The organism is Mesorhizobium sp. M0239 (genome assembly GCF_040321815.1).
Lineage (GTDB): Bacteria > Pseudomonadota > Alphaproteobacteria > Rhizobiales > Rhizobiaceae > Mesorhizobium.
Genome location: NZ_JAMYSG010000038.1, coordinates 36,503 through 57,002, shown reverse-complemented (window position 1 = coordinate 57,002; position 20,500 = coordinate 36,503). Strand labels below are relative to the sequence as shown.

The window sequence follows — 20,500 nt, the reverse complement described above, 5'->3', positions numbered from 1 at the left end:
GCAGTAGGCAGTAGGCAGTAGGCAGTAGGCAGTAGGCAGTAGGCAGTAGGGCAAGAAATTCAGAGCATATTGCCCCTACTGCCTACTGCCTACTGCCCAATCCCTAACTATCGGCTCCGCCGCCGCTCCGATGCCGGCTGGAATGCCACGCGGGCGTGGTACTTGCAGTACGGACCGGTTTCGGCGGCATCGTTGCCGCAGAAATGGAAGTCCTCTGAAAGCGGATCGCCGTTCGGCCATTTGCAGGTCCGCTCGGTCAGCTCGACCAGCTGCAGATGCCGCGAGATCGGCAGCACGACATTCTCAACCGGACGGATATAATGGCGCGCCACCGGTTCGGCGTCGAACTGTGTCTGCAAGGCCGTCGCGCCGATCGATGTCGTGACATGGCGTGCCGTGGTTGCAGCGCGTGATACCGATTTCTGGACGGTCGATCCTTGTGCCGCCTTTTTCTGGCGTGCCGGCGTGGCGGTCGAGCGACCGCGGCCCGAGAGTTTCAGCCGATGCACCTTCCCGATGACCGCATTGCGGCTGACCCCTCCAAGCTGCGCAGCAATCTGGCTTGCGCTCAGACCCTCCGACCACAGTTTTCTCAAGAGTTCTACCCGCTCGTCAGTCCAGTTCATGAGACCGCGCTCCTCTAAGCGTGCGGCAATCGGAATCCTTCTCCCGACCCGGCAACATTTGCCGGGGCAGACACCACATATATCTGGTGATTAGGTCCGCCGCACGAAATCTAGTTATTTCTCGACTACAACTACTCTATGCGCTGACTCGGTGACAAGAGTCCCAAGTGCAACACGAATCGGTTTTTTCGGTTTTCCCCAACTTGCCCGGTCGCTTATGAGCCGGCGTCCCGTCAGGGGGCTTGCCGCGCGCCACTACGCGACGTTTTCGTTGACTTCATGGCCGAAAAACGGGATAAGCCGCACAGGCCGCCGCTTTGGCGGCTTTTTTGATTTTCCGGTACCGGAGACGCATATAATGAGCGGTTCGGCGCTTTACGAGACCTTTGCTCGCGCACCCCTGGCCTTCGACCACGGGGAAGGCACATGGCTGATTACCGACAAGGGCGAGCGATATCTCGACTTTGCCGGCGGCATCGCCGTCAATTCGCTGGGCCACAGCCATCCGCATCTGGTCGCCGCACTCACCGAGCAGGCAGCCAAGCTGTGGCATGTCTCCAACCTCTACGAGATCCCCGGGCAGAGCCGGCTTGGCGAGCGGCTGGCCGACGCCACCTTCGCCGACAAGGTGTTCTTCACCAATTCCGGCGCCGAGGCGCTGGAATGCGCGATCAAGACGGCGCGCCGCTGCCAGTTCGTCAACGGACACCCCGAGCGCTTCCGCGTCATCACCTTCGAAGGTGCCTTCCATGGCCGCACGCTGGCGACCATCGCGGCCGGCGGCCAGTACAAATATCTCGAGGGCTTCGGCCCCAAGGTCGAAGGTTTCGATCAGGTCAGTTTCGACGACATCGACGCCGCCGAAAAGGCGATCACGCCGGAGACGGCCGCCATCCTGATCGAGCCGGTGCAGGGCGAGGGCGGTATCCGTCCGGTGCCGACGCAATCGCTGAAGCGGCTCAGGCAATTGTGCGAACAGCACGGCCTGCTGTTGATCTTCGACGAGGTCCAGTGCGGCATCGGCCGCACCGGCAAGCTGTTTGCGCATGAATGGTCAGGTGTAACGCCAGACATCATGGCGATCGCCAAGGGCATTGGCGGCGGCTTCCCGATGGGTGCCTGCCTTGCCACGGATGAAGCGGCCGTCGGCATGACCGCTGGCGTGCATGGCACCACGTTCGGCGGCAACCCGCTGGCCATGGCAGTCGGCAACGCCGTGCTCGACGTCGTGCTGGAAGACGGCTTCCTCGAAGATGTCCAACGCAAGGCGCTGCTCATGAAGCAGGGGCTGGCGTCGGTCGCCGACGAGTTTCCCGAAATCATCGAGGACATCAGGGGTGCCGGGCTGATGCTCGGCCTCAAATGCGCCATGCCCAACACCAAGGTGAACATGGCCTTGCGCGACCAGCACCTGCTGGCGGTTCCGGCCGGCGACAACGTCATTCGCCTGTTGCCGCCGCTCACCGTCACCGACGCCGAGATCCATGACGCGCTCAACCGCATTCGCGCCGGCGCCAAGGGCCTGGCGGAGGCGATCGCTTCCGCCGCGGCGAAGTAATCCCGGAACCATTGCTGATGTCAGTTCGCCATTTCACCGATCTTTCCGCCGTTTCCGAAGGCGATTTGCGCTTCATGCTGGACGATGCGGTGGTGCGAAAGGCGCGCCTCAAGGCCGGCGAGCGCACCAAACCGCTCGAAGGCAAGGTGCTGGCGATGATCTTCGACAAGCCGTCGACGCGCACACGCGTCTCCTTCGACGTCGGCATGCGGCAGCTCGGCGGCGAGACCATCATGCTGACCGGCACCGAGATGCAGCTCGGCCGTTCCGAGACCATCGCCGACACCGCCAAGGTGCTGTCGCGCTATGTCGATGCGATCATGATCCGCACCACCTCGCATGAGCGACTGCTGGAGCTGACCGAGAACGCCACCGTGCCAGTGATCAACGGACTGACCGACGACACCCATCCCTGCCAGCTGATGGCCGATATCATGACCTTCGAGGAGCATCGCGGTCCGGTCGCCGGCAAGACCATCGCCTGGACCGGCGACGGCAACAATGTGCTGCATTCGCTGATCGAGGCCTCGGCGCGATTCCGCTTCAACCTCAACGTCGCCGTGCCCGAAGGCAGCGAGCCGGCGCAGAAGCACATCGACTGGTCGCAGGCGCACGGCGGCAAGCTGCACTTCACCCGCTCGCCCGAGGAGGCCGTCGACCAGGCCGACTGCATCGTCACCGATTGCTGGGTGTCGATGGGCCAGGAGCATCGCGCCCGCGGCCACAATGTGTTCTCGCCCTATCAGGTCAATGCCAAGCTGATGGCGAAGGCCAAGCCGGACGCGCTGTTCATGCACTGCCTGCCGGCGCATCGCGGCGAGGAAGTGACAGACGAGATCATCGACGGACCGCATTCGGTGGTCTTCGACGAGGCCGAGAACCGGCTCCATGCCCAGAAGGCCGTGCTCGCCTGGTGCCTCGGCGCTTGATCTCCGGAGGTGTGATGCCTATCTGCGGGCCATCACGCAAAAACAGCGCGTTTCGACGCATGCGCCCCGGAGGGCGGCATGGCCGCGCCCCGGAGCTTTGTCATGTTGGAAACCTATCAAGTGACTGAACATCACCCCAAACTCGGCGAATTCGGCTATGCCGGCGACGATCATGTCGTGCCGTTCGAGGTCGGCCCGCTCGATGTGCGGGGCCGCACCGTCCAACTCGGGCCGATGCTGGACGCCATCCTCAGCCGCCACGATTATCCCGAGCCGGTCGCCCGCCTGCTGGCGGAGGCCTGTGTGCTGACCGTGCTGCTCGGCACTTCGCTGAAGTTCCAGGGCAAATTCATCCTGCAGACCCGCACCGACGGGCCTGTCGACATGCTGGTCGCCGATTTTTCCACGCCCTCGGCATTGCGCGCCTATGCGCGTTTCGATGCCGACCGGCTGAAAGCGCTGGTCGCGGCCGGCGAAACCTCGCAGCAGACGCTGCTCGGCAGCGGCGCGCTGGCGCTGACCATCGACCAGGGCGCTCACACGCAGCGCTATCAGGGCATCGTCCAGCTCGACGGCGAGACGCTGGAGGATGCTGCGCGCACCTATTTTCGCCAGTCGGAGCAGATCCCGACGGATCTCAGGCTGTCGGTGGCCAAGCTTTTGACGCCCGGTCCTGGCGGTGCCCGCGAGCAGTGGCGCGCCGGTGGTATCCTGGCGCAGTTCCTGCCGCAGTCGCCCGAGCGCATGCGCGTCCCGGACCTGCCGGGTGGCGATGGCGATCCGCGCGAGGAGGTCCACGACCCGGTCGACAATTCCTGGCAGGAGTTGCTGGCGCTGCTCGGTACGATCGAGCCGACCGAACTGATCGACCCGACGATCGGCGCCGAGCGGCTGCTCTACAGGCTGTTCCACGAGCATGGCGTGCGCGTCTTCGGCGGCGTTCCGGTCGCCGACCAGTGCTCGTGCTCCAGGGACAAGATCCGCGGCATCCTCGAGGGTTTTTCCGCGCAGGAGATCAAGGACAGTACAGAGGACGGCGGCATCCACGTCGCCTGCGAATTCTGCTCGAAGCAATATGATTTCGATCCGGCGGAATTTGCGGCCCAGTAGAGAAAAAAACCACGCCTCACCGGCCGCTCCGCGGCCGGTGAGGCGAAATCAATTCACCGTCCGCCGCGTCCCCGGCAGATCCAGCGAAAACGCCGGAATGGCGATGTCGAACGTCTCGCCCCGCTTGTTGCGCATCGTGTAGTGCCCGACCATGATGCCGGATGGTGTCGAGAGCGGGCAACCGGACGTGTACTGGTAGCTGTCGCCGGGATTGAGTTCGGGCTGGTCGCCGACCACGCCGGGGCCACGCACTTCCTCGACCCGGCCGGTGCCGTCGGTGATGTGCCAATAGCGCGACAGAAGCTGCACGAAATCGTCCGACTGATTGTCGATCGTTATCTGATAGCCCCAGACATAGCGGTTCTCCGAGGGATCCGAACGGTCCTCCAGATAGAACGGCCTGACCTGCACTTCGATGTTGCGCGTGACGGCGCTATACATAAGCGGCTCCAAAACAATCTAGAGCATGATCCTGAAAAGTGGGAACCGGTTTTCAGAAAAGATCATGCTCAAAGAAACAGAGATAGAGCCCCATCCCGGTTCAATCGGGATGGAACAGGCTCTAGGTCGAACTTTCGGCGCTCCACGCGGGCTGGTCAACGGTGCGCGTCCTGTCATTGCGGACGGAACCGCAGGTGGCGGCAAAGAATGTCATTTAAGTGACACATGACAATGATGGTGTGCGCCGACCAGTGCCGCGCGACTCGGGCGCTCTGTCGAATTGTTGAATCGGTCGTCATGCCAGCCAGATTGTTCTGGCGGACCGGTTTTCCTGGAGTGACCGGATCTCGATGGAACTCACTCTCATAGCCGCCACGCTTTCAACTGCCCTCATTCTCTCAAATCTCGCCAGCATCGTGCTCGCCGCTTCGCGTCTGAAACGGCGCCGCGCCATTGCCGCGCCGGCCGGCAAGCCACGGCCGGTGTCGATCGTCGTGCCGTCGCGCGGCGTCGAGCCGTTCACGCAGGAGACGCTGGAGCGCGCCTTCTCGCTCGACTGGCCGTGCTACGAGTTGATTTTCTGCGTCGCCCATGCCGACGATCCGGTGGTCAAATTGATAAACAGGACGATCGTCCGGTTTTCGAAAGTGCCGGCCCGGCTGCTTGTCGGCGACGACCGCATCAGCGCCAATCCGAAACTCAACAATTGCGTCAAGGGCTGGGAGGCGGCGCGGCACGACTGGGTCGTCCTGGCCGATTCCAACGTGCTGATGCCGAGGGACTACGTCCAGCATCTGATGGCTGCCTGGCGGCCCGGCACCGGCCTTGTCTGCTCGACGCCGATTGGCTCGCGGCCGGCCGGCTTCTGGGCCGAGGTCGAATGCGCTTTCCTCAACACGCTGCAGGCGCGCTGGCAATACGCCGGCGATGCGCTCGGCCTTGGCTTTGCCCAGGGCAAGAGCATGCTCTGGAACAAGCCGATGCTCGACGCCAATGGCGGCATCCGCGCGCTGGCCGCCGAGATCGCGGAGGATGCCGCCGCGACCAAGCTGGTGAACGGTCTCGGCCTGCGCGTCAATCTCGTCGCCGCCCCCTTCGAGCAGCCGCTTGGCCGGCGCTCTTTTGACGAGATCTGGTCGCGTCAGGCCCGTTGGGCGCGCCTGCGCCGCGTCACTTTCCCGCTGTTCTTCGCACCCGAAATCCTGACCGGCGCCGTGGTGCCGCTGGTGCTTGCGCTGATTGCCGCGGCCAGTGCGGGCTTCAGCCTCTGGGCAACCGCCCTTGCAGTGCTGGTAGCCTTCTACCTTCCCGAGTGCGCGCTGGCCTGGTCCAAGGGCTGGTACCTGTCGCCACGCATGGTGGCCGCGATCATGATGCGCGACCTGATCCTGCCAGCGCTGTGGGCGCGCGGCTGGCTTGGCGGCGCCGTCGACTGGCGCGGCAACGCGATGACCATCGGCACCAAGACGGCCGAACTGGAGGAGACGCCGTCCGGCGCCTGAAGGTCCTACCTGGCCTTCAGCGCCTGCGCGATGTCCTCAAGCAGATCGTCGGTGTCTTCCAGCCCGACCGACAGCCGGAGCGTGCCCGGCCCGATGCCGAGCTCGGCGCGCGCCTCGTCGCTCAGATTCTTGTGCGTCGTCGTCGCCGGGTGGGTGATCAGGCTCTTGGCATCGCCGAGATTGTTGGAGATCAAGACGATGTCGAGCGCGTTCTGCAAGGCGAAGGCCGCCTGCTTGCCGCCCTTGACGTCCAGGCAGATCAGCGTCGAGCCGCCCGACATCTGCTTCTTGACGATATCGGCCTGCGGGTGGTCGGCGCGGCCGGGATAGATGACGCGGGCGATTTCCGGCCGTTCGGCCAGGAAATCCGCGATCCTGCCCGCGCTTTCCGTCTGCTGGCGCACGCGCAGCGGCAGTGTTTCCAGGCCTTTCAGCAGCGTCCAGGCGTTGAAGGGCGACAGGCTTGGGCCGGTATGGCGGAAATAATCGTGCAGGTTCTCGTCGATCCACTTCTTGTCCGACAGGATCACGCCGCCGAGACAGCGCCCCTGGCCGTCTATGTGCTTGGTCGCCGAATAGACGACGATATGGGCGCCGAGCTGCAAGGGCTTCTGCTGCAGGGGCGTGGCGAAGACATTGTCGACGATCAGCCTTGCGCCGATCGAATTGGCAAGCGAAGCGACAGCGGCGATATCGACCACTTCCAGCGTCGGATTGGTCGGGCTTTCCAGGAAGAACAGCTTGGTGTTCGGCTTGACCGCCTTTTCCCAATTGGCGATATCCGTGCCGTCGACCAGCGTCGCCTCGATGCCGTATCTCGGCGCCAGCGTCTCGACCACCCAGCGGCAGGATCCGAACAGCGCACGCGCCGCCACGATGTGGTCGCCGGCCTTGGCGCTGCACAGAAGGGCGGCCGTCACCGCGGCCATGCCGGAGGCGGTGGCGCGGGCATCTTCGGCGCCTTCGAGGGCGCACATGCGCTTCTCGAACATGTCGACGGTCGGATTGGCGTAGCGCGAATAGATGAAGCCTGGCTCCTCGCCCTTGAAACGGGCTTCGGCGGCCTGTGCCGTTTCGTAGACATAGCCCTGGGTCAGGTAAATCGCTTCCGACGTTTCGCCGAAACCGGAACGCAGCGTTCCGCTGTGCACGAGTGCCGTCTGAGGCTTCCAGTTGTGCTTCTTGGTGCTCATCGCTTTTCTTCCAGACACAAAAAAACCGGCCGCGAAAGTCGCAACCGGTCCATACGGCCTTGCGGCCCGACGGTCCTTTAGCGACTTGTTTAACGTGGCTGCAAGCCGACCGGCCAAATCACCACGGGATAACGACCCTTTAGACCCGCGCCGCGCTTGCGTCAATTGCCGGCTTCATTAAGAGGTTTGTACCAAGCAGGTTCCGCAAAAGTGTTCCACGGTTTTGCGACAAGAACCTGCGACAAGAAAAACGTCTGACCTAGGAGTGGAGCCTTGCGGCAGACAGGCATTCTTCCCGATCAGGACATTTCGGCGCTGTTCCAGTCCGGCGCGCTGAAGTCGGCGCGTGCGCTCGACGCCGACCAGATCCAGCCGGCCAGCCTTGATCTCAGGCTCGGCGACAAGGCTTGGCGGGTGCGGGCCTCCTTCCTGCCCGGCCCCAACCACAAGGTCTCGGAAAAACTCGACCGGCTGCAGCTGCACGAGATCAATCTTGCCGAGGGCGCGGTGCTGGAGACCGGCTGCGTCTATATCGTGCCCTTGCTTGAAAGCCTGGCGCTGCCGGCGGACATTTCGGCCTCGGCCAATCCGAAGAGCTCGACCGGGCGGCTCGACATCTTTACCCGGGTCATGACCGATCGCGGCCACGAGTTCGACAAGATCGCTGCCGGCTATCATGGCCCGCTCTTTCTGGAAGTCAGCCCCCGCACCTTCCCGATCGTCGTGCGCACCGGCTCGCGCCTGTCGCAGATACGCTTCCGCACCGGCAATGCGCTGCTCTCGGAAGCCGAGCTGCACGACCTGCATCGCGCGCAGACGCTGGTCGCCACCGAGCCGCCGAATATTTCCGGCGGCGGCATCGCGCTGTCGATTGACCTCAACGGCGACCAAAACGGTCTGGTCGGCTATCGCGGCAAGCATCACACCGGCCTCGTCGATGTCGACAAGCGCGCGGCCCAGGAAGTCGTCGACTTCTGGGAGCCGATCCACAAGAGCGGCGCCGGCGAACTGGTGCTCGACCCCGACGAGTTCTACATCCTCGTCAGCCAGGAGGCGGTGCATGTGCCGCCGCTCTACGCCGCCGAGATGACGCCCTTCGATCCGCTGGTCGGCGAGTTCCGCGTCCACTATGCCGGCTTCTTCGATCCGGGCTTTGGCCATTCCGCGTCTGGCGGCACGGGCAGCCGGGCGGTGCTGGAAGTGCGCAGTCATGAAGTGCCGTTCATTCTCGACCATGGCCAGATCGTCGGCCGGCTGGTCTACGAACACATGCTGAAGCGGCCGCAGGCCCTCTACGGCACCGATCTCGGCTCCAACTACCAGGCGCAGGGCCTGAAGCTGTCCAAGCATTTCCGCGCCGCGCGCTGACCTCATTGCCCCAAGGCAAAATACTTGCCTGTACCGGCGCGCCATGCTTGGCTGCCTTGCCGCCCGTCAAGATGCCGGCGTTCAAGGGGAACCAAGAAAATGCAGATTTCAAAATGGATCATATCGGCAGCAGGCGCTGCCATGCTGGTGATGGCGGCCGGCTCGCTTTCGCAGGCGCAGGAGAAAATCAAGATCGGCACCGAGGGCGCCTATCCGCCGTTCAACACCATTACCGCTGACGGCAAGGTCGAAGGCTTCGACATCGACATCGCCAATGCGCTGTGCGCGCAGATGAAGGTCGAATGCGAGATCGTCACGCAGGACTGGGACGGCATCATTCCCGCTTTGCAGGCGAAGAAATTCGACGCCATCATCGCCTCGATGAGCATCACCGAGGAGCGCAAGAGGCAGGTCGCCTTCACCAACAAATATTATACGACACCGCTCGCCCTGGTGGCGCCGAAGGACAGCGACCTGACCTCGACCGAACCGGCGGCCCTTGCCGGCAAGACGGTCGGCGCCCAGGCTTCGACCACGCAGGCCGACTATGCCCAGAATGAATATGGCAAGGCGGGCGCGGAGGCCAAACTCTATCCGACCCAGGAAGAGGCGATCACCGACTTGACCAACGGCCGCCTTGACGCCGTGATCTCGGACAAGTTCGTGCTGATGGACTGGCTGAAGAAGGCAAGCGACGGCTGCTGCAAGCTGGTCGGCGACGTCAAGGGCACCGAAACGCAAGCCGGCATTGCCGTGCGCCTGGAAGACACGGCCCTGCGCGACAAGCTCAACGCGGCCATCGACGCGATCGTCGCCGACGGCACCTACAAGAAGATTCAGGCCAAGTATTTCGACTTCGATATTTATTGAAACGTCGAAGAGCGTCTCTTCCTTCTCCCACAAGGGGAGAAGGGAGGGTGCTACCTCAAAGCGCCTTCACAGCCACCTTCACGGGCAGCTCGATCTCCAGCGGGTTGCGCAGCGGCAGGCCGAAGTCCCCAGCCTCGATCTCGAACACATCGCCGGCCTCGGTCTTGATGCCGTCGGCGAAGGACAGCGTCGCCGTACCGAACATATGCACATGCACGTCGCCCGGCTGGCGGAAGGCCGCGTATTTGAAATGGTGATGTTCGAGATTGGCGATGGTGTGCGACATGTTCGCTTCACCGGACAGGAACGGCTTTTCCCACAGCACCTCGCTGTCGCGCACGATGCGCGAGGTGCCGCGGATATCGGGCGGCAGGTCGCCGATCAGGATTTCCGGACCGAACGAGGCGTTGCGCAGCTTGGAATGGGCGAGGAACAGATAGTTCACGCGCTCGGTGACGTGGTCGGAAAACTCGTTCGACAGCGTGAAGCCGACGCGGAAAGGTGCGCCGTCGTCGCCGATGACATAGATGCCGGCCACCTCGGGCTCTTCGCCGGCGTCCTTGGCAAAGGCCGGTGACAGGAGTGCGGCACCTGGCGCCACCGCCATCGTGCCGTTGCCTTTGTAAAACCATTCCGGCTGCACGCCGATCTGGCCGTTCGCGGGCTTGCCGCCCTCCAGCCCCATGCGGAACATCTTCATGGAATCGGTGAGCTGCTCCTCGCCGTCGGCGCTCAGCTTCTTGTGCATGGAATCGCGCGTCGCCGCCGAGCCGAGATGCGTCAGCCCGGTGCCCGTCAGGTGCAGATGCGCCGGATCGGGGTGGTTGATCGGCGACAGCAGCCGCCCCTTCTTGTAAGCGGCCTCGAGATCGACCGTCTCGCCAAGTCCTTTGCGTTCGATCAGCGCGACGAGGCCGACGCCGGTGCGGGCGGCCTCCATCGCCAGCGAATAGACGCTGCGGGCGCCATTGATGATCCGGGTCTTGCCGCTATTGCGGGCAACGACGCGGATGGTCTCGGCGTCGTCAAGGATCTGGGAGATCAGCATGATGAATCCTCTCTCATTTGCCTTGGCAGGGCTGCCAAAACGGCAGACCTTGCTCGGCGCGGCCGGACCTCGTCCATGCCACGGTTTAAATTCTCAGTTCGGATTGCGCTCGCGGGCCTGGTCCCTCAGGGACTTCTGTTACCGGGTTGCCGGCAGCGCCGCGATCGTATGCCTCCTGCTTGCCTCGACTAGAGCAGTTCACCGTCTCACGGAAACGGCGAACCGCTCTAACTCATTGTGGTGCAATTCCGGGCGGAAAACCGTTTCACACTTTTCCTTGGAATTGCTCTTAAGCCGGTTCAGGCCTTGTTCTTGTTGTAGACGTCGAAGATCACGGCACCGAGCAGCACCAGGCCTTTGACCACCTGCTGCCAGTCGACATTGACGCCCATGATCGACATGCCGTTGTTCATCACGCCCATGATGAAGCCGCCAACGACCGCACCGATGACCTGACCGACGCCGCCCATGGCCGAGGCGCCGCCGATGAAGACGGCGGCGATGACGTCGAGCTCGCTGCCGAGGCCCGCGGCCGGCACCGCCTGTCCCAGTCGCGCCGCGATGATCAGGCCGCCGAGCGCCGACAGCACGCCCATATTGATGAACACCATCAGCGTCAGCCGCTCGGTGTTGATGCCCGACAGCTGCGCGGCCTTGGAATTGCCGCCCATGGCGTAGATACGGCGGCCGATGGTCATGCGCTTGGTGACGAAGACGAACAGCGAGATCAGCACGCCCATGACGAGCAGCACCACCGGCAGGCCCCTGTAGCTGGCGAACTGGTAGACCAGGAACAGGGCCAGCGCGCTGCCGACCAGCGTCTTGACGACGAACAGGGCAAAGGGCTCGGCCTCATAGCCATGGCGTTCGCGCTTGCGGCGCGTCCTCACCCCGAAATAGGCATAGGCCAGCACGGCGATCAGGCCCAGCACGATCGTCGTCATGTGCAGCGTCAGGCCGCTGCCCATGATGGTCTTGCCGGCCGCGTTCACCGTCGGCGGGATAAGCGTCAGTGGCCCGATGACATCCGGAATGAAGCCGGAGCTGAGCGCCTTGAAGCCATCGGGTAGCGGCCCCACCGAGGATCCGCCGCCCAGCAGGGCCTGGCAGATGCCGCGGAAGATCAGCATGCCGGCCAGCGTTACGATGAAGCTCGGTATTCGGTGATAGGCGATCCAGTAGCCTTGCGCGGCGCCGATCGCGCCGCCCACGATCAGGCAGATGATCGACACCACCAGCGGATTGCTGAACGGGCCGAGCGGCCAGATGACCATCATCATCGCCGCCAGCGCGCCGATGAAACCGGCGACCGATCCGACGCTGAGGTCGATATGGCCGGAGACGATCACCAGCAGCATGCCCAGCGCCATCACGATGATGAACGAGTTCTGCTGCACCAGATTGCTCAGGTTCACCGGCTTGAACAGCGTTCCGTTCGTGGTGAACTGGAAGAACACCATGATGGCGATCAGCGCCAGGATCAGGCCGTACTCGCGCAGGTTCGTCGCCAGCGCCGAGACGGCGATGCGTGGACCCTGCTGCACGTCTTCGGCGACTTTGCTCTGCGGGGCGGGGGCGCTTTCGGTGCTCATGCTGCTTTTCCTTCTCCCCGAACGATGGCGCGCATTATTTTTTCCTGGCTTGCTTCCGCGGCGGGCATTTCGCCCACGATGCGCCCTTCGTTCATGACGTAGATGCGGTCGGTGATGCCGAGCAATTCTGGCATTTCCGACGAGATGACGACGATCGCCTTACCCTCAGCCGCGAGGCGGGCGATGATCGTGTAGATTTCGTACTTGGCGCCGACATCGATGCCGCGCGTCGGCTCGTCGAGGATCAGCACGTCCGGGTCGGCGAACAGCCATTTCGACAGCACCACCTTCTGCTGGTTGCCGCCGGAGAGATTGCCGGTCATCTGATAGACGCTGGACGCGCGGATATTGGTCTTCTTGCGATAGTCGTTGGCAACGGCGAGCTCGCGCATGTCGTCGATCACGCTGTGGCGCGAGACGCCGCCAAGATTGGCCAGCGTGATGTTGTGCTTGATATGGTCGATGAGGTTGAGACCGTAGGTCTTGCGGTCCTCTGTGACGTAGGCGATGCCGTGTTGGACCGCCTTGCTCACCGAGGATACGTCGACCGGCTTGCCCTTGAGCAGCACCTCGCCGGAGATGCGGCGGCCGTAGGAGCGGCCGAACAGGCTCATGGCGAATTCGGTGCGGCCAGCGCCCATCAGCCCGGCAATACCCACCACTTCGCCCTTGCGCACGTTGATGTCGATACCCTTGATCACCTGCCGCTCGGCATGGATCGGGTGATAGACCGACCAGTTCTTCACTTCGAACACGACCTCGCCGATATCAGGCTCGCGCGGCGGATAGCGGTCGTCGAGTGAGCGGCCGACCATCGAAGTGATGATGCGGTCTTCCGAGATGTCTTTCTTGGCCAGCGTCTCGATGGTGCGCCCGTCACGGATCACCGTCACCTTGTCGGCGACCCGGTTCACCTCGTTGAGCTTGTGCGAGATCAGGATCGAGGTCATGCCTTGCCGCTTGAACTCGAGCAGAAGGTCGAGCAGCGCCTGGCTGTCCTTCTCGCTCAGCGAAGCCGTCGGCTCGTCCAGGATCAGCAGCTTGACTTCCTTGCTCAGCGCCTTGGCGATTTCGACCAGCTGCTGCTTGCCGACGCCGATATTGGTGATCAGCGTCTTGGGGTCCTCCTTGAGGCCCACCTTCTTCAACAGCGCGCTGGTGCGCGCCTCGTTGGCATCCCAGTCGATGACGCCGAATTTGGCGTGTTCGTTGCCGAGGAAGATGTTTTCCGCGATCGACAGCATCGGCACCAGCGCAAGCTCCTGGTGGATGATGACGATGCCCTTGTGTTCGCTGTCATGGATGCCTTTGAACTGGCATTCCTGGCCTTGGAAGATGATCTGGCCGTCATAGGTGCCGGAGGGATAGACGCCCGACAGCACCTTCATCAGCGTCGACTTGCCGGCGCCGTTTTCGCCGACCACGGCATGGATCTCGCCTTCCTCGACGCTGAGATTGACGTTCGACAGCGCCTTCACGCCGGGAAACGTCTTGGTGATGTCGCGCATCTCCAAAATCGTCGAGGCCATGGGGACTACCGCTCCTTGAGAGCTCGGCAAACATTGCCGGCGAGGTCGGTGACAATACCGGGCTCGCTGGTGAACGAAAAGGGGCCCTGCGTTGCGCAGGACCCCCTGACTTTGTAACCGGGATTACTTCAGTTCGTCGGCCTTGATGTAGCCGGAGTCGACGACCAGCGCCTGGTAGTTCGACTTGTCGACCTCATGCGGCGTCAGCAGGATCGAAGGAACGACCTTGACGTCGTTGTTGTAGGTCTTTTCATCGAGGCCGTCCGGCTTGCCGCCCGAGAGCACCTTGTCGACGAGTTCGACGGTGGCCTTGGCCAGTTCGCGGGTGTCCTTGAACACGGTCGAGTACTGCTCGCCCGAGATGATCAGCTTGACCGAAGCGGTTTCGGCGTCCTGGCCGGTCACAACAGGCCACGGCTGAGCCTCGGTGCCGTAACCGACGGCGCGCAGCGAGGCGGTGATGCCGCGCGACAGGCCGTCATAGGGCGACAGAACGCCATCGACGCGGCTGCCGTCCGAATAGTTGGCCGACAGCAGATTGTCCATGCGCGCCTGGGCGGTGGCGGCGAGCCAACGCAGCGTGCCGACCTTGTCCATGCCGGTCTGGCCAGACTTGATCTTGATCGAGCCGTCGTCGATCAGCGGCTGCAGGACGGAGATGGCGCCATTGTAGAAGAAGAAGGCGTTGTTGTCGTCGGGCGAGCCGCCGAACAGTTCGACGTTCCACGGCTTGGTGTTCGGGAAGCGCTCCTTGAGGCCCTTGACCAGTGAATTCGCCTGGATCACGCCGACGCCGAAATTGTCGAAGGTGGTGTAGTAGTCGACATTGGCGGTCTTCTTGATCAGGCGGTCATAGGCGACGACGACGACGCCCGCGTCAGCGGCCTTCTGCAGAGCATCCGACAGGGTGGTGCCGTCGATCGAAGCGATGATCAGCGCCTTCGGGCCTTTGGTGATTTCGTTTTCCAGCTGGCTGAGCTGGTTGGGGATGTCGTCCTGCGCGTATTGCAGGTCGACGGTGTAGCCGAGAGCCTCGAGCTGGGACTTGACGGCATCGCCGTCATTGATCCAGCGCTGCGAGGTCTTGGTCGGCATCAGCACGCCGACAAGACCCTTGTCGGCTGCGTGCGCCGAGTAAGTCATGGCAGCGATGCCAAGGGCCGCGACGGCGGCCAGTGTCTTGATGATTTTCACTTTAACTCTCCCTGTTTGATGGACGCGGCACCCCGGGGGTCGCGGGCCGCGCAATCGTGCAGAAGCGCCAAGGCACTGCTGCCGTCATATCGATCTCCGGTATCCTCCCATGGCCCCGAGACGCTGGTTCAATCGATACGATTTTTCTCGTCAGCGACCGTCACGTCTTGGAACGCGCGGAGGGTGTGGGTCTTTGCCATAACTGTCAAATGCGATCTTTGATGGTTGCTATATCATGGTTGGTATATGTATTGGGACGTGACGGGCTGACTCCAAGGTCGGCCTTACACGAGCAGAAGGCAGGGAAAAGCGATGGCGCCGCCCAGGAATCTGACAACAGCTTCAAATGGTTACAGAGAAGCACCGGGCGATGGCGAAACCCTGCTGCGCAGCGGTCTCAGTCTGCGTCACATGCGCATGATCGTCGCGCTCGACGACCACAGCCGAGTCAGCGCGGCAGCCCAGGTTCTGAACATTTCGCAGCCGGCGGCCTCGCGCATGATCGCGGAGATGGAGGCGGTGCTGGAGGTCAAGCTGTGCGAGAGGCTGCCGCGCGGTATCACCTTGACGCCATACGGCAAGGCTTTGGCCAGGCGGGCGCGCTCGATCCTGCTGGAGATGCGCGAGGTCGACCGCGAGATTTCCGAGCTCAAGGCGGGCAAGGGTGGTTCGGTTTTCCTGGGTGCTGTGACCGCGCCGGCTATCGAGCTGGCGGTGCCGGCAATTCGTGAGATCCGCCGCATCTATCCGCGCATCGAGATCACCATGCAGGTCGAGACCTCCAATGTGCTGGCACGCGAGCTGATCGCCACGCGTCATGATTTCATCATCGCGCGCATACCGGACGATCTCAATCCGCGGCTGTTCGAGTCGCGCGTCATCGGCGTCGAGAAGGCCTGCCTGATCGTGCGCCGGGGCCATCCGCTCACCAAGGGCGAGGCGGTGCGGCTGGAAGAGACCGCCGCCTATGACTGGGTCTTCCAGTCTGGCGGCTCGCCCTTGCGCCAGGCCATGGAGAGCAACTTCCTCAACCGCAACATCGCTTTGCCGGATCGTATCCTGAACACCAGTTCGCTGCTCCTGACCCTGGTCATGGTCGCGCAATCCGATGCCATCGCACCGGTCTCTGTCCAGGTGGCGAAATTCATCCAGAACCCTGACGGGCTGGCCGGCGCCATCGACGTCGTCCAGACCGAATTCGACATCGAGGTCAGGCCCTACAGCCTGATCACGGTGAAGAATCGCGCGCTGTCGCCGGCCGCCAAGATGCTGCACGACTTCATTCTGAGAGAAGTGGGATGATGGCTCGCTCGGGTAAGGTTGTCCGGCGAAAGCACCGCCAGGCCGAGGCTAGAGCAGTTCACCGTTTCACGGAAACGGCGACCCGCTCTAACTCCTCGTTTTGACGCAATTCCGGACGGAAAACCGTTCCTGGAATTGCTCTAGCGAAAGCGAACTGGGAACATTGTTTCCCGCCAATGCGTTCATGATCTTGCAAGGGACGATTTCTTCTGGAGGCTGAACATGCGCAGCTTCGAAATCATCGATCTGCTTTACGTGATCGAGGCCTGCAAGCACGATCGATCGGTCGGGAATTTCGTTTCCATGGCTGAAGGCGTGGAAGAATTGCGGGTGTTGACCGGCGATTTCGTTTCATCGGATGACGTGGCAGCAAACGCCCTCGCAACGGTGGCGCTTGCGCGAGGCTGCTCGGTTGTGTTCGACGAACAGGCAGGCGCTGAAATGGTTCTGACGCCTTAGACTGGAGCGGGTAGAGGGAATCGAACCCTCGCGTTCAGCTTGGGAAGCTGACAAGCTACCATTACATCATACCCGCGTGCGCCCTCGTTACCATGACGGCCCGGCTTCGGGCAATCGCAAAGCGGTCTGTTCTCACGACGGTCGTGCTGCGGATCACGGCGCGCCCGCGGCCGTGAATTGCCGTTTTGCCTCCGCGACCTTATTGCTGGTGGCGAAGCTTGGCCAGTATTTCGAGATGGCCAGCGTCGCGCCGGCGGAAGAGAAGTGGCCATAGTCGAAGTAGAGAAATTCATTGGTCTCGGCGTCGGCGTATGAACAACCGGCCGAGTCGCACAGATATGTCAGCGGATCTATGAAATCGGCCCCTTTGGTGAACGGCAGAACCCGTGCGTTGATGTCCGGATCCATAGCCATCGGCCAGGATGTGGTTCCGGCATGCTCCCGTTTCACCAAGAAAGCGATCTTCTGGACGTCGGCGATGAATTCCGGAGACTGGCCGACGGTATAGACCTTGACCCCCATCTCGCGAAGCCGATCGATCGTCTTCTGCAGGCCGTCGAAGCCCCTGGCCTGGTAGTCGGTCCATCGGCCGCTCAAGATCACCGCCTGGATGTTGGCGTCGCGAATGATCGACAAGGCCCGTTCGTTGAAGCGGGTGCAGGCGGGCCGAGCATAGGAAAAATAGGTCAGGTCGGGCGGACAGCCGGCATAGGTGTATTGGATGACATTGGCCTGGATTTTCTGGGCGTTGGGCTCAAGTCCCGGAACATAATGGGCAGCGAAAGAATCGCCCCACAGCAGCACATTGGTGGCAAAGCCCGTTGTACGGGTGCAGTCGGCGAGGTTCCAGTCTTCGATGCGGGTCCCGTTTTCGTTGAAACAGATGCCGTTGCGCCAGTCGCCGACCCGGATACGTTCGGTCGAGAAATCCGGAAACCGTTGCGGGAAACCGTTGCCCAGTGCACCGGCCAAACCACCGGCGCACAGCAGCACGATTGCCGTCGCCGAAAAGGCGAAGATAGGCAGCGGGGCGGTATAGGCACGTTTGTGGCGGAAGGGTTGCTCGACATATTTCCAGGAGAATGCCGCCAAGGCGAAACTGGCCACCGTCATCGCGATAATCGTTGGCACACCGACAGTCTTCAGGGAGAGATAATGGACGAACGAGTTGATCGGCCAGTGGACGAGGTAAAGCGAATAGGAAATGAGGCCGACCCAGACCAGCGGCGCCAACCGAAGCACGCGAGTGGCGACAGATGCCGGCCTGTCGGCGCTATCCTGGCCAGCATAGATCAGCAGAGCTGTTCCGATGCAGGGGAATAGGGCATTGTAGCCGGGAAACGGATCGCTGTCCGAAATCATCACAAAGCCAAATGCAATCAGGGCAAAGCCGGCGAGGCCGATCAGGTCCGCCGCCAGCCGACTGGCTAGGACCGGAGGCTTCCGCAACATCAGCATGGCGCCCAGCGCCAGCTCCCATATGCGCGTCGGCAAGAGATAGAAGCCTGCCGTCGGTGCCAGCGAGGTTGCTATGACTGCCAGGGCAAAGCTGCCGACGGCCATCGGCAGAAGTACCGTCAGCCAGCGCTTCGAGACGTATCGGTAGATCAGATAAAGGAGGATCGGCGCGAAGATATAATACTGCTCTTCCACCGAAAGCGACCATGTGTGCAGGAGCGGCCGCAGTTCGGCGTTGATGGAGAAATAGTTCGTCGTTTTCCAGAAATAGACGTTCGACCAGAAGGTCGAGGCGGCGATCACACTAAGGCTGAATTCGTGGAGGTCCGATGGCAGAAGGATGAACCAGGCGGCAATGCTCGCGAGCAGGATGACGAAGGTCAGCGCCGGCAGGATGCGCCGTGCGCGGCGCCAGTAGAAGCGGCCGATCGAGAACTGGCCCCGCTCAACATCATCGAGCAGGCTGCCGCTGATCAGATAGCCCGATATGACGAAGAAGATGTCGACACCGGTGAAGCCGCCAGGAATGGCGGACACGCCGAAATGGAAGAGCACGACGGGCAGCACCGCAACGGCCCGCAGGCCGTCGATGTCGCGCCGGTAGTTCATCCGGCCGGCTCGCGCGCGACCACCAGGATCCGTGCGGCCGCACCCGACACGCTCATGCGGCGATGCCTTCGGTCGTGCTGAAATTCCCGGCTCGTCGATCTCACAGGCTTACCCTCAGGCAGTAATTTTGCTGCGCTGCAATATGCGTGTCAAGGCATATATTGGCCGTCGCGAAATTCGCCAGCAACGCACCAGGATCAGGCGCCAGGCAGATAGATCACTGCATGGTCGTCCGAATAGGCCCGCTTCCAGCCCAACTGGTCGAAGAAGGGAATGCGGCTGTCGTCGGCCGACAGCAGCGCCCAGCCTATTGCGTATTTCTTCAGGCGGGCTTCGAGGAGCGGCCTGCCGCCGCTTTGTCCTGTCTCGTTGTCGTTCTTTGTAAAACCGCCCAGGAACAGTTGGTCCGTCCGTCCGTCGATATAGGTCTTGAACCCGTGGAAAATCAGCGTGCCGCCGAAATTGTAGGAATTCAGCACGTTGCCGGACAGATGATGGCTTTCGGCGAATGCCAGCGCCCCGCTGGCCGACGTCTTCGGGCTTGGCGCGACCTGATAGGCACCGCCAACCACGGCGACCGCGCCGATCAGCAAGACGGCTGCCGCGCCGCAGATCGCATAGAACCGCCTGGCGAGGAAATTTTCCAGTCCGTCGCGCTTTTCCGCCAGCCATGTGGTGGCCGAAAGCGAGGGATATTGCTGTGCGACCTCGACCGCGATCATCAGGGGAACCAGCAGGAAGAACAGATACATGAAACGCACATGGGCGAGATAGACATGCAAGGTGAAGACGACGAACAACGCCTTGGCCCAGCCAATTCGCAGCCGTGACACCAGAAGCCCGAAAAGCGCCAGCAGAATCGCAGCTTCCTGGACGGGGCCATCCGGCTGACTGAACGGTTTCCATTCCATGATCAGCGGCACGGCCTCATTGCCATAGGCCACGGTCAGGGTCGCCAGTATGGCCTGGACGCCATAGGGGTGGATCAGGCTGACCAGCGGGCAAAGCAGCCCGAATGCGATCCATTTCGCCACGAGGGCAGGTTTCGACAGGCCTGTGCGCTCCAGCAGATCGAGACCGGCGAAAGCCGCGATGACGAAGCTCAAGGTGAAGGTGGCGTGCAGGTTCGCCCACAACACAACCAGCACAAGCAGCCACCATGGCGGCGCCCGCTCTTCCCGTGCCGCACGAAAGAGCATCTCCGTCCAGATGACGATGATCGGGAACGTGAAGACATGCGGACGCGAGGTGAAAATCGGATTGATCAGGAACACTGCGGCGAAGGCCAGCGTAATCGCCAGCATCGGCTTCAGCCATGTGCTGAGAAACCACCCCATCAGGAGCACCGTCAGGGAGATCGAGGCGATGATCAGCGTGACCACCCCGTTCCAGCCTCCTGCCTGGTAGCCAAGAGCCAGCAGGACCTGCCCCAGCCATTCCTTGGCAATCCACGGCTGGCCGGCAAAAGTGTAGGAATAAGGGTCGACTGCCGGAAATGTCCGGTTTGCCAGGAAATCCAGCCCGACCTTGACTTGCCACCAGCTGTCGGGATCCTGCAGGGTGGAACCGGCCTGGGCAGCCAGTGCTCCCGCCATCGCCAAGGCCGCAAGCAGGCAGAAGATCAGCCGGATGCGCTGCGAATCCTCGAATGACGGCAAGGCGTGCACAGTCGATTGAATCTCGCTCACATCATGCCCCAAAGCCATTGCATT

General features: G+C 62.3%; 18 protein-coding genes, 1 tRNA gene and 1 riboswitch. Of the genes, 9 read left to right on the top strand and 10 right to left on the bottom strand.

Features of this window, described 5'->3' with window-relative positions:
- Window positions 1-107: 107 nt before the first annotated feature.
- Entirely contained in the window at window positions 108-626 is a 519-nt protein-coding gene (locus NKI99_RS29565; RefSeq protein ID WP_023811342.1) for a GcrA family cell cycle regulator, read from the bottom strand.
- A 358-nt stretch (window positions 627-984) separates the two neighbouring features.
- Here NKI99_RS29565 and NKI99_RS29560 point away from each other — a divergent pair, with 358 nt between their 5' ends.
- The 3 genes from NKI99_RS29560 to NKI99_RS29550 all read left to right on the top strand — a co-directional run bounded on the left by NKI99_RS29560 (window position 985) and on the right by NKI99_RS29550 (window position 4,223).
- Window positions 985-2,184: an aspartate aminotransferase family protein gene (locus NKI99_RS29560; protein ID WP_023811341.1), complete on the top strand. Its 1,200-nt coding sequence runs from the start codon at window positions 985-987 to the stop codon at window positions 2,182-2,184.
- Between the two features lie 17 nt (window positions 2,185-2,201).
- Window positions 2,202-3,113 (top strand): ornithine carbamoyltransferase, encoded by a 912-nt coding sequence (argF, locus tag NKI99_RS29555; RefSeq protein ID WP_352613090.1) that lies wholly within the window; start codon window positions 2,202-2,204, stop codon window positions 3,111-3,113.
- Between the two features lie 78 nt (window positions 3,114-3,191).
- A complete protein-coding gene (locus NKI99_RS29550) occupies window positions 3,192-4,223 on the top strand; it encodes an Hsp33 family molecular chaperone (RefSeq protein ID WP_352613088.1) in 1,032 nt (343 codons plus the stop codon).
- Window positions 4,224-4,271: 48 nt separating this feature from the next.
- Here NKI99_RS29550 and apaG read toward each other — a convergent pair whose 3' ends face one another.
- Complete coding sequence (gene apaG, locus NKI99_RS29545) at window positions 4,272-4,664, bottom strand: Co2+/Mg2+ efflux facilitator ApaG/CorD (RefSeq protein ID WP_013533640.1); 393 nt, start codon at window positions 4,662-4,664, stop codon at window positions 4,272-4,274.
- 25 nt (window positions 4,665-4,689) lie between these two features.
- Between apaG and NKI99_RS29540 the strand changes: the two genes are divergently transcribed.
- Both NKI99_RS29540 and NKI99_RS29535 read left to right on the top strand, forming a co-directional pair.
- The gene (locus NKI99_RS29540; RefSeq protein WP_352554071.1) at window positions 4,690-4,893 is read left to right on the top strand and encodes a hypothetical protein; all 204 of its coding nucleotides are present in this window, start codon (window positions 4,690-4,692) and stop codon (window positions 4,891-4,893) included.
- Between the two features lie 121 nt (window positions 4,894-5,014).
- Window positions 5,015-6,166 carry a ceramide glucosyltransferase gene (locus tag NKI99_RS29535; RefSeq protein WP_352613086.1) on the top strand — a complete coding sequence of 384 codons (1,152 nt, stop codon included), beginning with the start codon at window positions 5,015-5,017 and terminating at the stop codon, window positions 6,164-6,166.
- A gap of 5 nt (window positions 6,167-6,171) precedes the next feature.
- Here the strand turns inward: NKI99_RS29535 and NKI99_RS29530 are convergent, their stop codons facing one another.
- Window positions 6,172-7,359, bottom strand: a complete 1,188-nt coding sequence (locus NKI99_RS29530; RefSeq protein ID WP_023811337.1) for an O-succinylhomoserine sulfhydrylase — start codon at window positions 7,357-7,359, stop codon at window positions 6,172-6,174.
- A gap of 57 nt (window positions 7,360-7,416) precedes the next feature.
- Window positions 7,417-7,494: riboswitch (SAM riboswitch) on the bottom strand.
- 138 nt (window positions 7,495-7,632) lie between these two features.
- Between NKI99_RS29530 and NKI99_RS29525 the strand changes: the two genes are divergently transcribed.
- Window positions 7,633-8,727: a 2'-deoxycytidine 5'-triphosphate deaminase gene (locus tag NKI99_RS29525; protein WP_352443181.1), complete on the top strand. Its 1,095-nt coding sequence runs from the start codon at window positions 7,633-7,635 to the stop codon at window positions 8,725-8,727.
- 99 nt (window positions 8,728-8,826) lie between these two features.
- A complete protein-coding gene (locus NKI99_RS29520; protein WP_352613084.1) occupies window positions 8,827-9,597 on the top strand; it encodes an ABC transporter substrate-binding protein in 771 nt (256 codons plus the stop codon).
- A 55-nt stretch (window positions 9,598-9,652) separates the two neighbouring features.
- Here the strand turns inward: NKI99_RS29520 and araD1 are convergent, their stop codons facing one another.
- The 4 genes from araD1 to chvE all read right to left on the bottom strand — a co-directional run bounded on the left by araD1 (window position 9,653) and on the right by chvE (window position 14,960).
- Entirely contained in the window at window positions 9,653-10,645 is a 993-nt protein-coding gene (araD1, locus tag NKI99_RS29515; protein ID WP_352613082.1) for an AraD1 family protein, read from the bottom strand.
- Between the two features lie 299 nt (window positions 10,646-10,944).
- Window positions 10,945-12,237, bottom strand: coding sequence for a multiple monosaccharide ABC transporter permease (gene mmsB, locus NKI99_RS29510; RefSeq protein WP_023813876.1), 1,293 nt, complete (start codon window positions 12,235-12,237; stop codon window positions 10,945-10,947).
- The gene (gene mmsA, locus NKI99_RS29505; protein ID WP_023813877.1) at window positions 12,234-13,766 is read right to left on the bottom strand and encodes a multiple monosaccharide ABC transporter ATP-binding protein; all 1,533 of its coding nucleotides are present in this window, start codon (window positions 13,764-13,766) and stop codon (window positions 12,234-12,236) included. Before mmsA ends, mmsB begins: the two co-directional genes overlap by 4 nt.
- Window positions 13,767-13,889: 123 nt before the next feature.
- The gene (chvE, locus tag NKI99_RS29500) at window positions 13,890-14,960 is read right to left on the bottom strand and encodes a multiple monosaccharide ABC transporter substrate-binding protein (RefSeq protein WP_023813878.1); all 1,071 of its coding nucleotides are present in this window, start codon (window positions 14,958-14,960) and stop codon (window positions 13,890-13,892) included.
- A 312-nt stretch (window positions 14,961-15,272) separates the two neighbouring features.
- Between chvE and NKI99_RS29495 the strand changes: the two genes are divergently transcribed.
- On the top strand, window positions 15,273-16,262 hold the full coding sequence (locus tag NKI99_RS29495) for a LysR family transcriptional regulator (RefSeq protein ID WP_352613080.1): 990 nt from the start codon (window positions 15,273-15,275) through the stop codon (window positions 16,260-16,262).
- A gap of 222 nt (window positions 16,263-16,484) precedes the next feature.
- The gene (locus NKI99_RS29490; RefSeq protein WP_023813880.1) at window positions 16,485-16,721 is read left to right on the top strand and encodes a hypothetical protein; all 237 of its coding nucleotides are present in this window, start codon (window positions 16,485-16,487) and stop codon (window positions 16,719-16,721) included.
- Between the two features lie 2 nt (window positions 16,722-16,723).
- Here NKI99_RS29490 and NKI99_RS29485 read toward each other — a convergent pair.
- The 3 genes from NKI99_RS29485 to NKI99_RS29475 form a co-directional block, all read right to left on the bottom strand.
- Window positions 16,724-16,797 (bottom strand) — tRNA-Gly (locus NKI99_RS29485).
- Window positions 16,798-16,874: 77 nt separating this feature from the next.
- Window positions 16,875-18,788, bottom strand: a complete 1,914-nt coding sequence (locus NKI99_RS29480) for an acyltransferase family protein (RefSeq protein WP_352613078.1) — start codon at window positions 18,786-18,788, stop codon at window positions 16,875-16,877.
- A gap of 197 nt (window positions 18,789-18,985) precedes the next feature.
- A complete protein-coding gene (locus NKI99_RS29475) occupies window positions 18,986-20,476 on the bottom strand; it encodes a hypothetical protein (protein ID WP_352613076.1) in 1,491 nt (496 codons plus the stop codon).
- Window positions 20,477-20,500 lie beyond the last annotated feature (24 nt).

Bases quoted from the DNA above. Each gene is read 5' to 3' on its own strand.
- NKI99_RS29565 (WP_023811342.1), bottom strand. From the start codon at position 626: ATGAACTGGACTGACGAGCGGGTAGAACTCTTGAGAAAACTGTGGTCG.
- NKI99_RS29560 (WP_023811341.1), top strand. From the start codon at position 985: ATGAGCGGTTCGGCGCTTTACGAGACCTTTGCTCGCGCACCCCTGGCC.
- argF (WP_352613090.1), top strand. From the start codon at position 2,202: ATGTCAGTTCGCCATTTCACCGATCTTTCCGCCGTTTCCGAAGGCGAT.
- NKI99_RS29550 (WP_352613088.1), top strand. From the start codon at position 3,192: ATGGCCGCGCCCCGGAGCTTTGTCATGTTGGAAACCTATCAAGTGACT.
- apaG (WP_013533640.1), bottom strand. From the start codon at position 4,664: ATGTATAGCGCCGTCACGCGCAACATCGAAGTGCAGGTCAGGCCGTTC.
- NKI99_RS29540 (WP_352554071.1), top strand. From the start codon at position 4,690: ATGATCCTGAAAAGTGGGAACCGGTTTTCAGAAAAGATCATGCTCAAA.
- NKI99_RS29535 (WP_352613086.1), top strand. From the start codon at position 5,015: ATGGAACTCACTCTCATAGCCGCCACGCTTTCAACTGCCCTCATTCTC.
- NKI99_RS29530 (WP_023811337.1), bottom strand. From the start codon at position 7,359: ATGAGCACCAAGAAGCACAACTGGAAGCCTCAGACGGCACTCGTGCAC.
- NKI99_RS29520 (WP_352613084.1), top strand. From the start codon at position 8,827: ATGCAGATTTCAAAATGGATCATATCGGCAGCAGGCGCTGCCATGCTG.
- araD1 (WP_352613082.1), bottom strand. From the start codon at position 10,645: ATGCTGATCTCCCAGATCCTTGACGACGCCGAGACCATCCGCGTCGTT.
- mmsB (WP_023813876.1), bottom strand. From the start codon at position 12,237: ATGAGCACCGAAAGCGCCCCCGCCCCGCAGAGCAAAGTCGCCGAAGAC.
- mmsA (WP_023813877.1), bottom strand. From the start codon at position 13,766: ATGGCCTCGACGATTTTGGAGATGCGCGACATCACCAAGACGTTTCCC.
- NKI99_RS29495 (WP_352613080.1), top strand. From the start codon at position 15,273: ATGGCGCCGCCCAGGAATCTGACAACAGCTTCAAATGGTTACAGAGAA.
- NKI99_RS29490 (WP_023813880.1), top strand. From the start codon at position 16,485: ATGCGCAGCTTCGAAATCATCGATCTGCTTTACGTGATCGAGGCCTGC.
- NKI99_RS29480 (WP_352613078.1), bottom strand. From the start codon at position 18,788: ATGAACTACCGGCGCGACATCGACGGCCTGCGGGCCGTTGCGGTGCTG.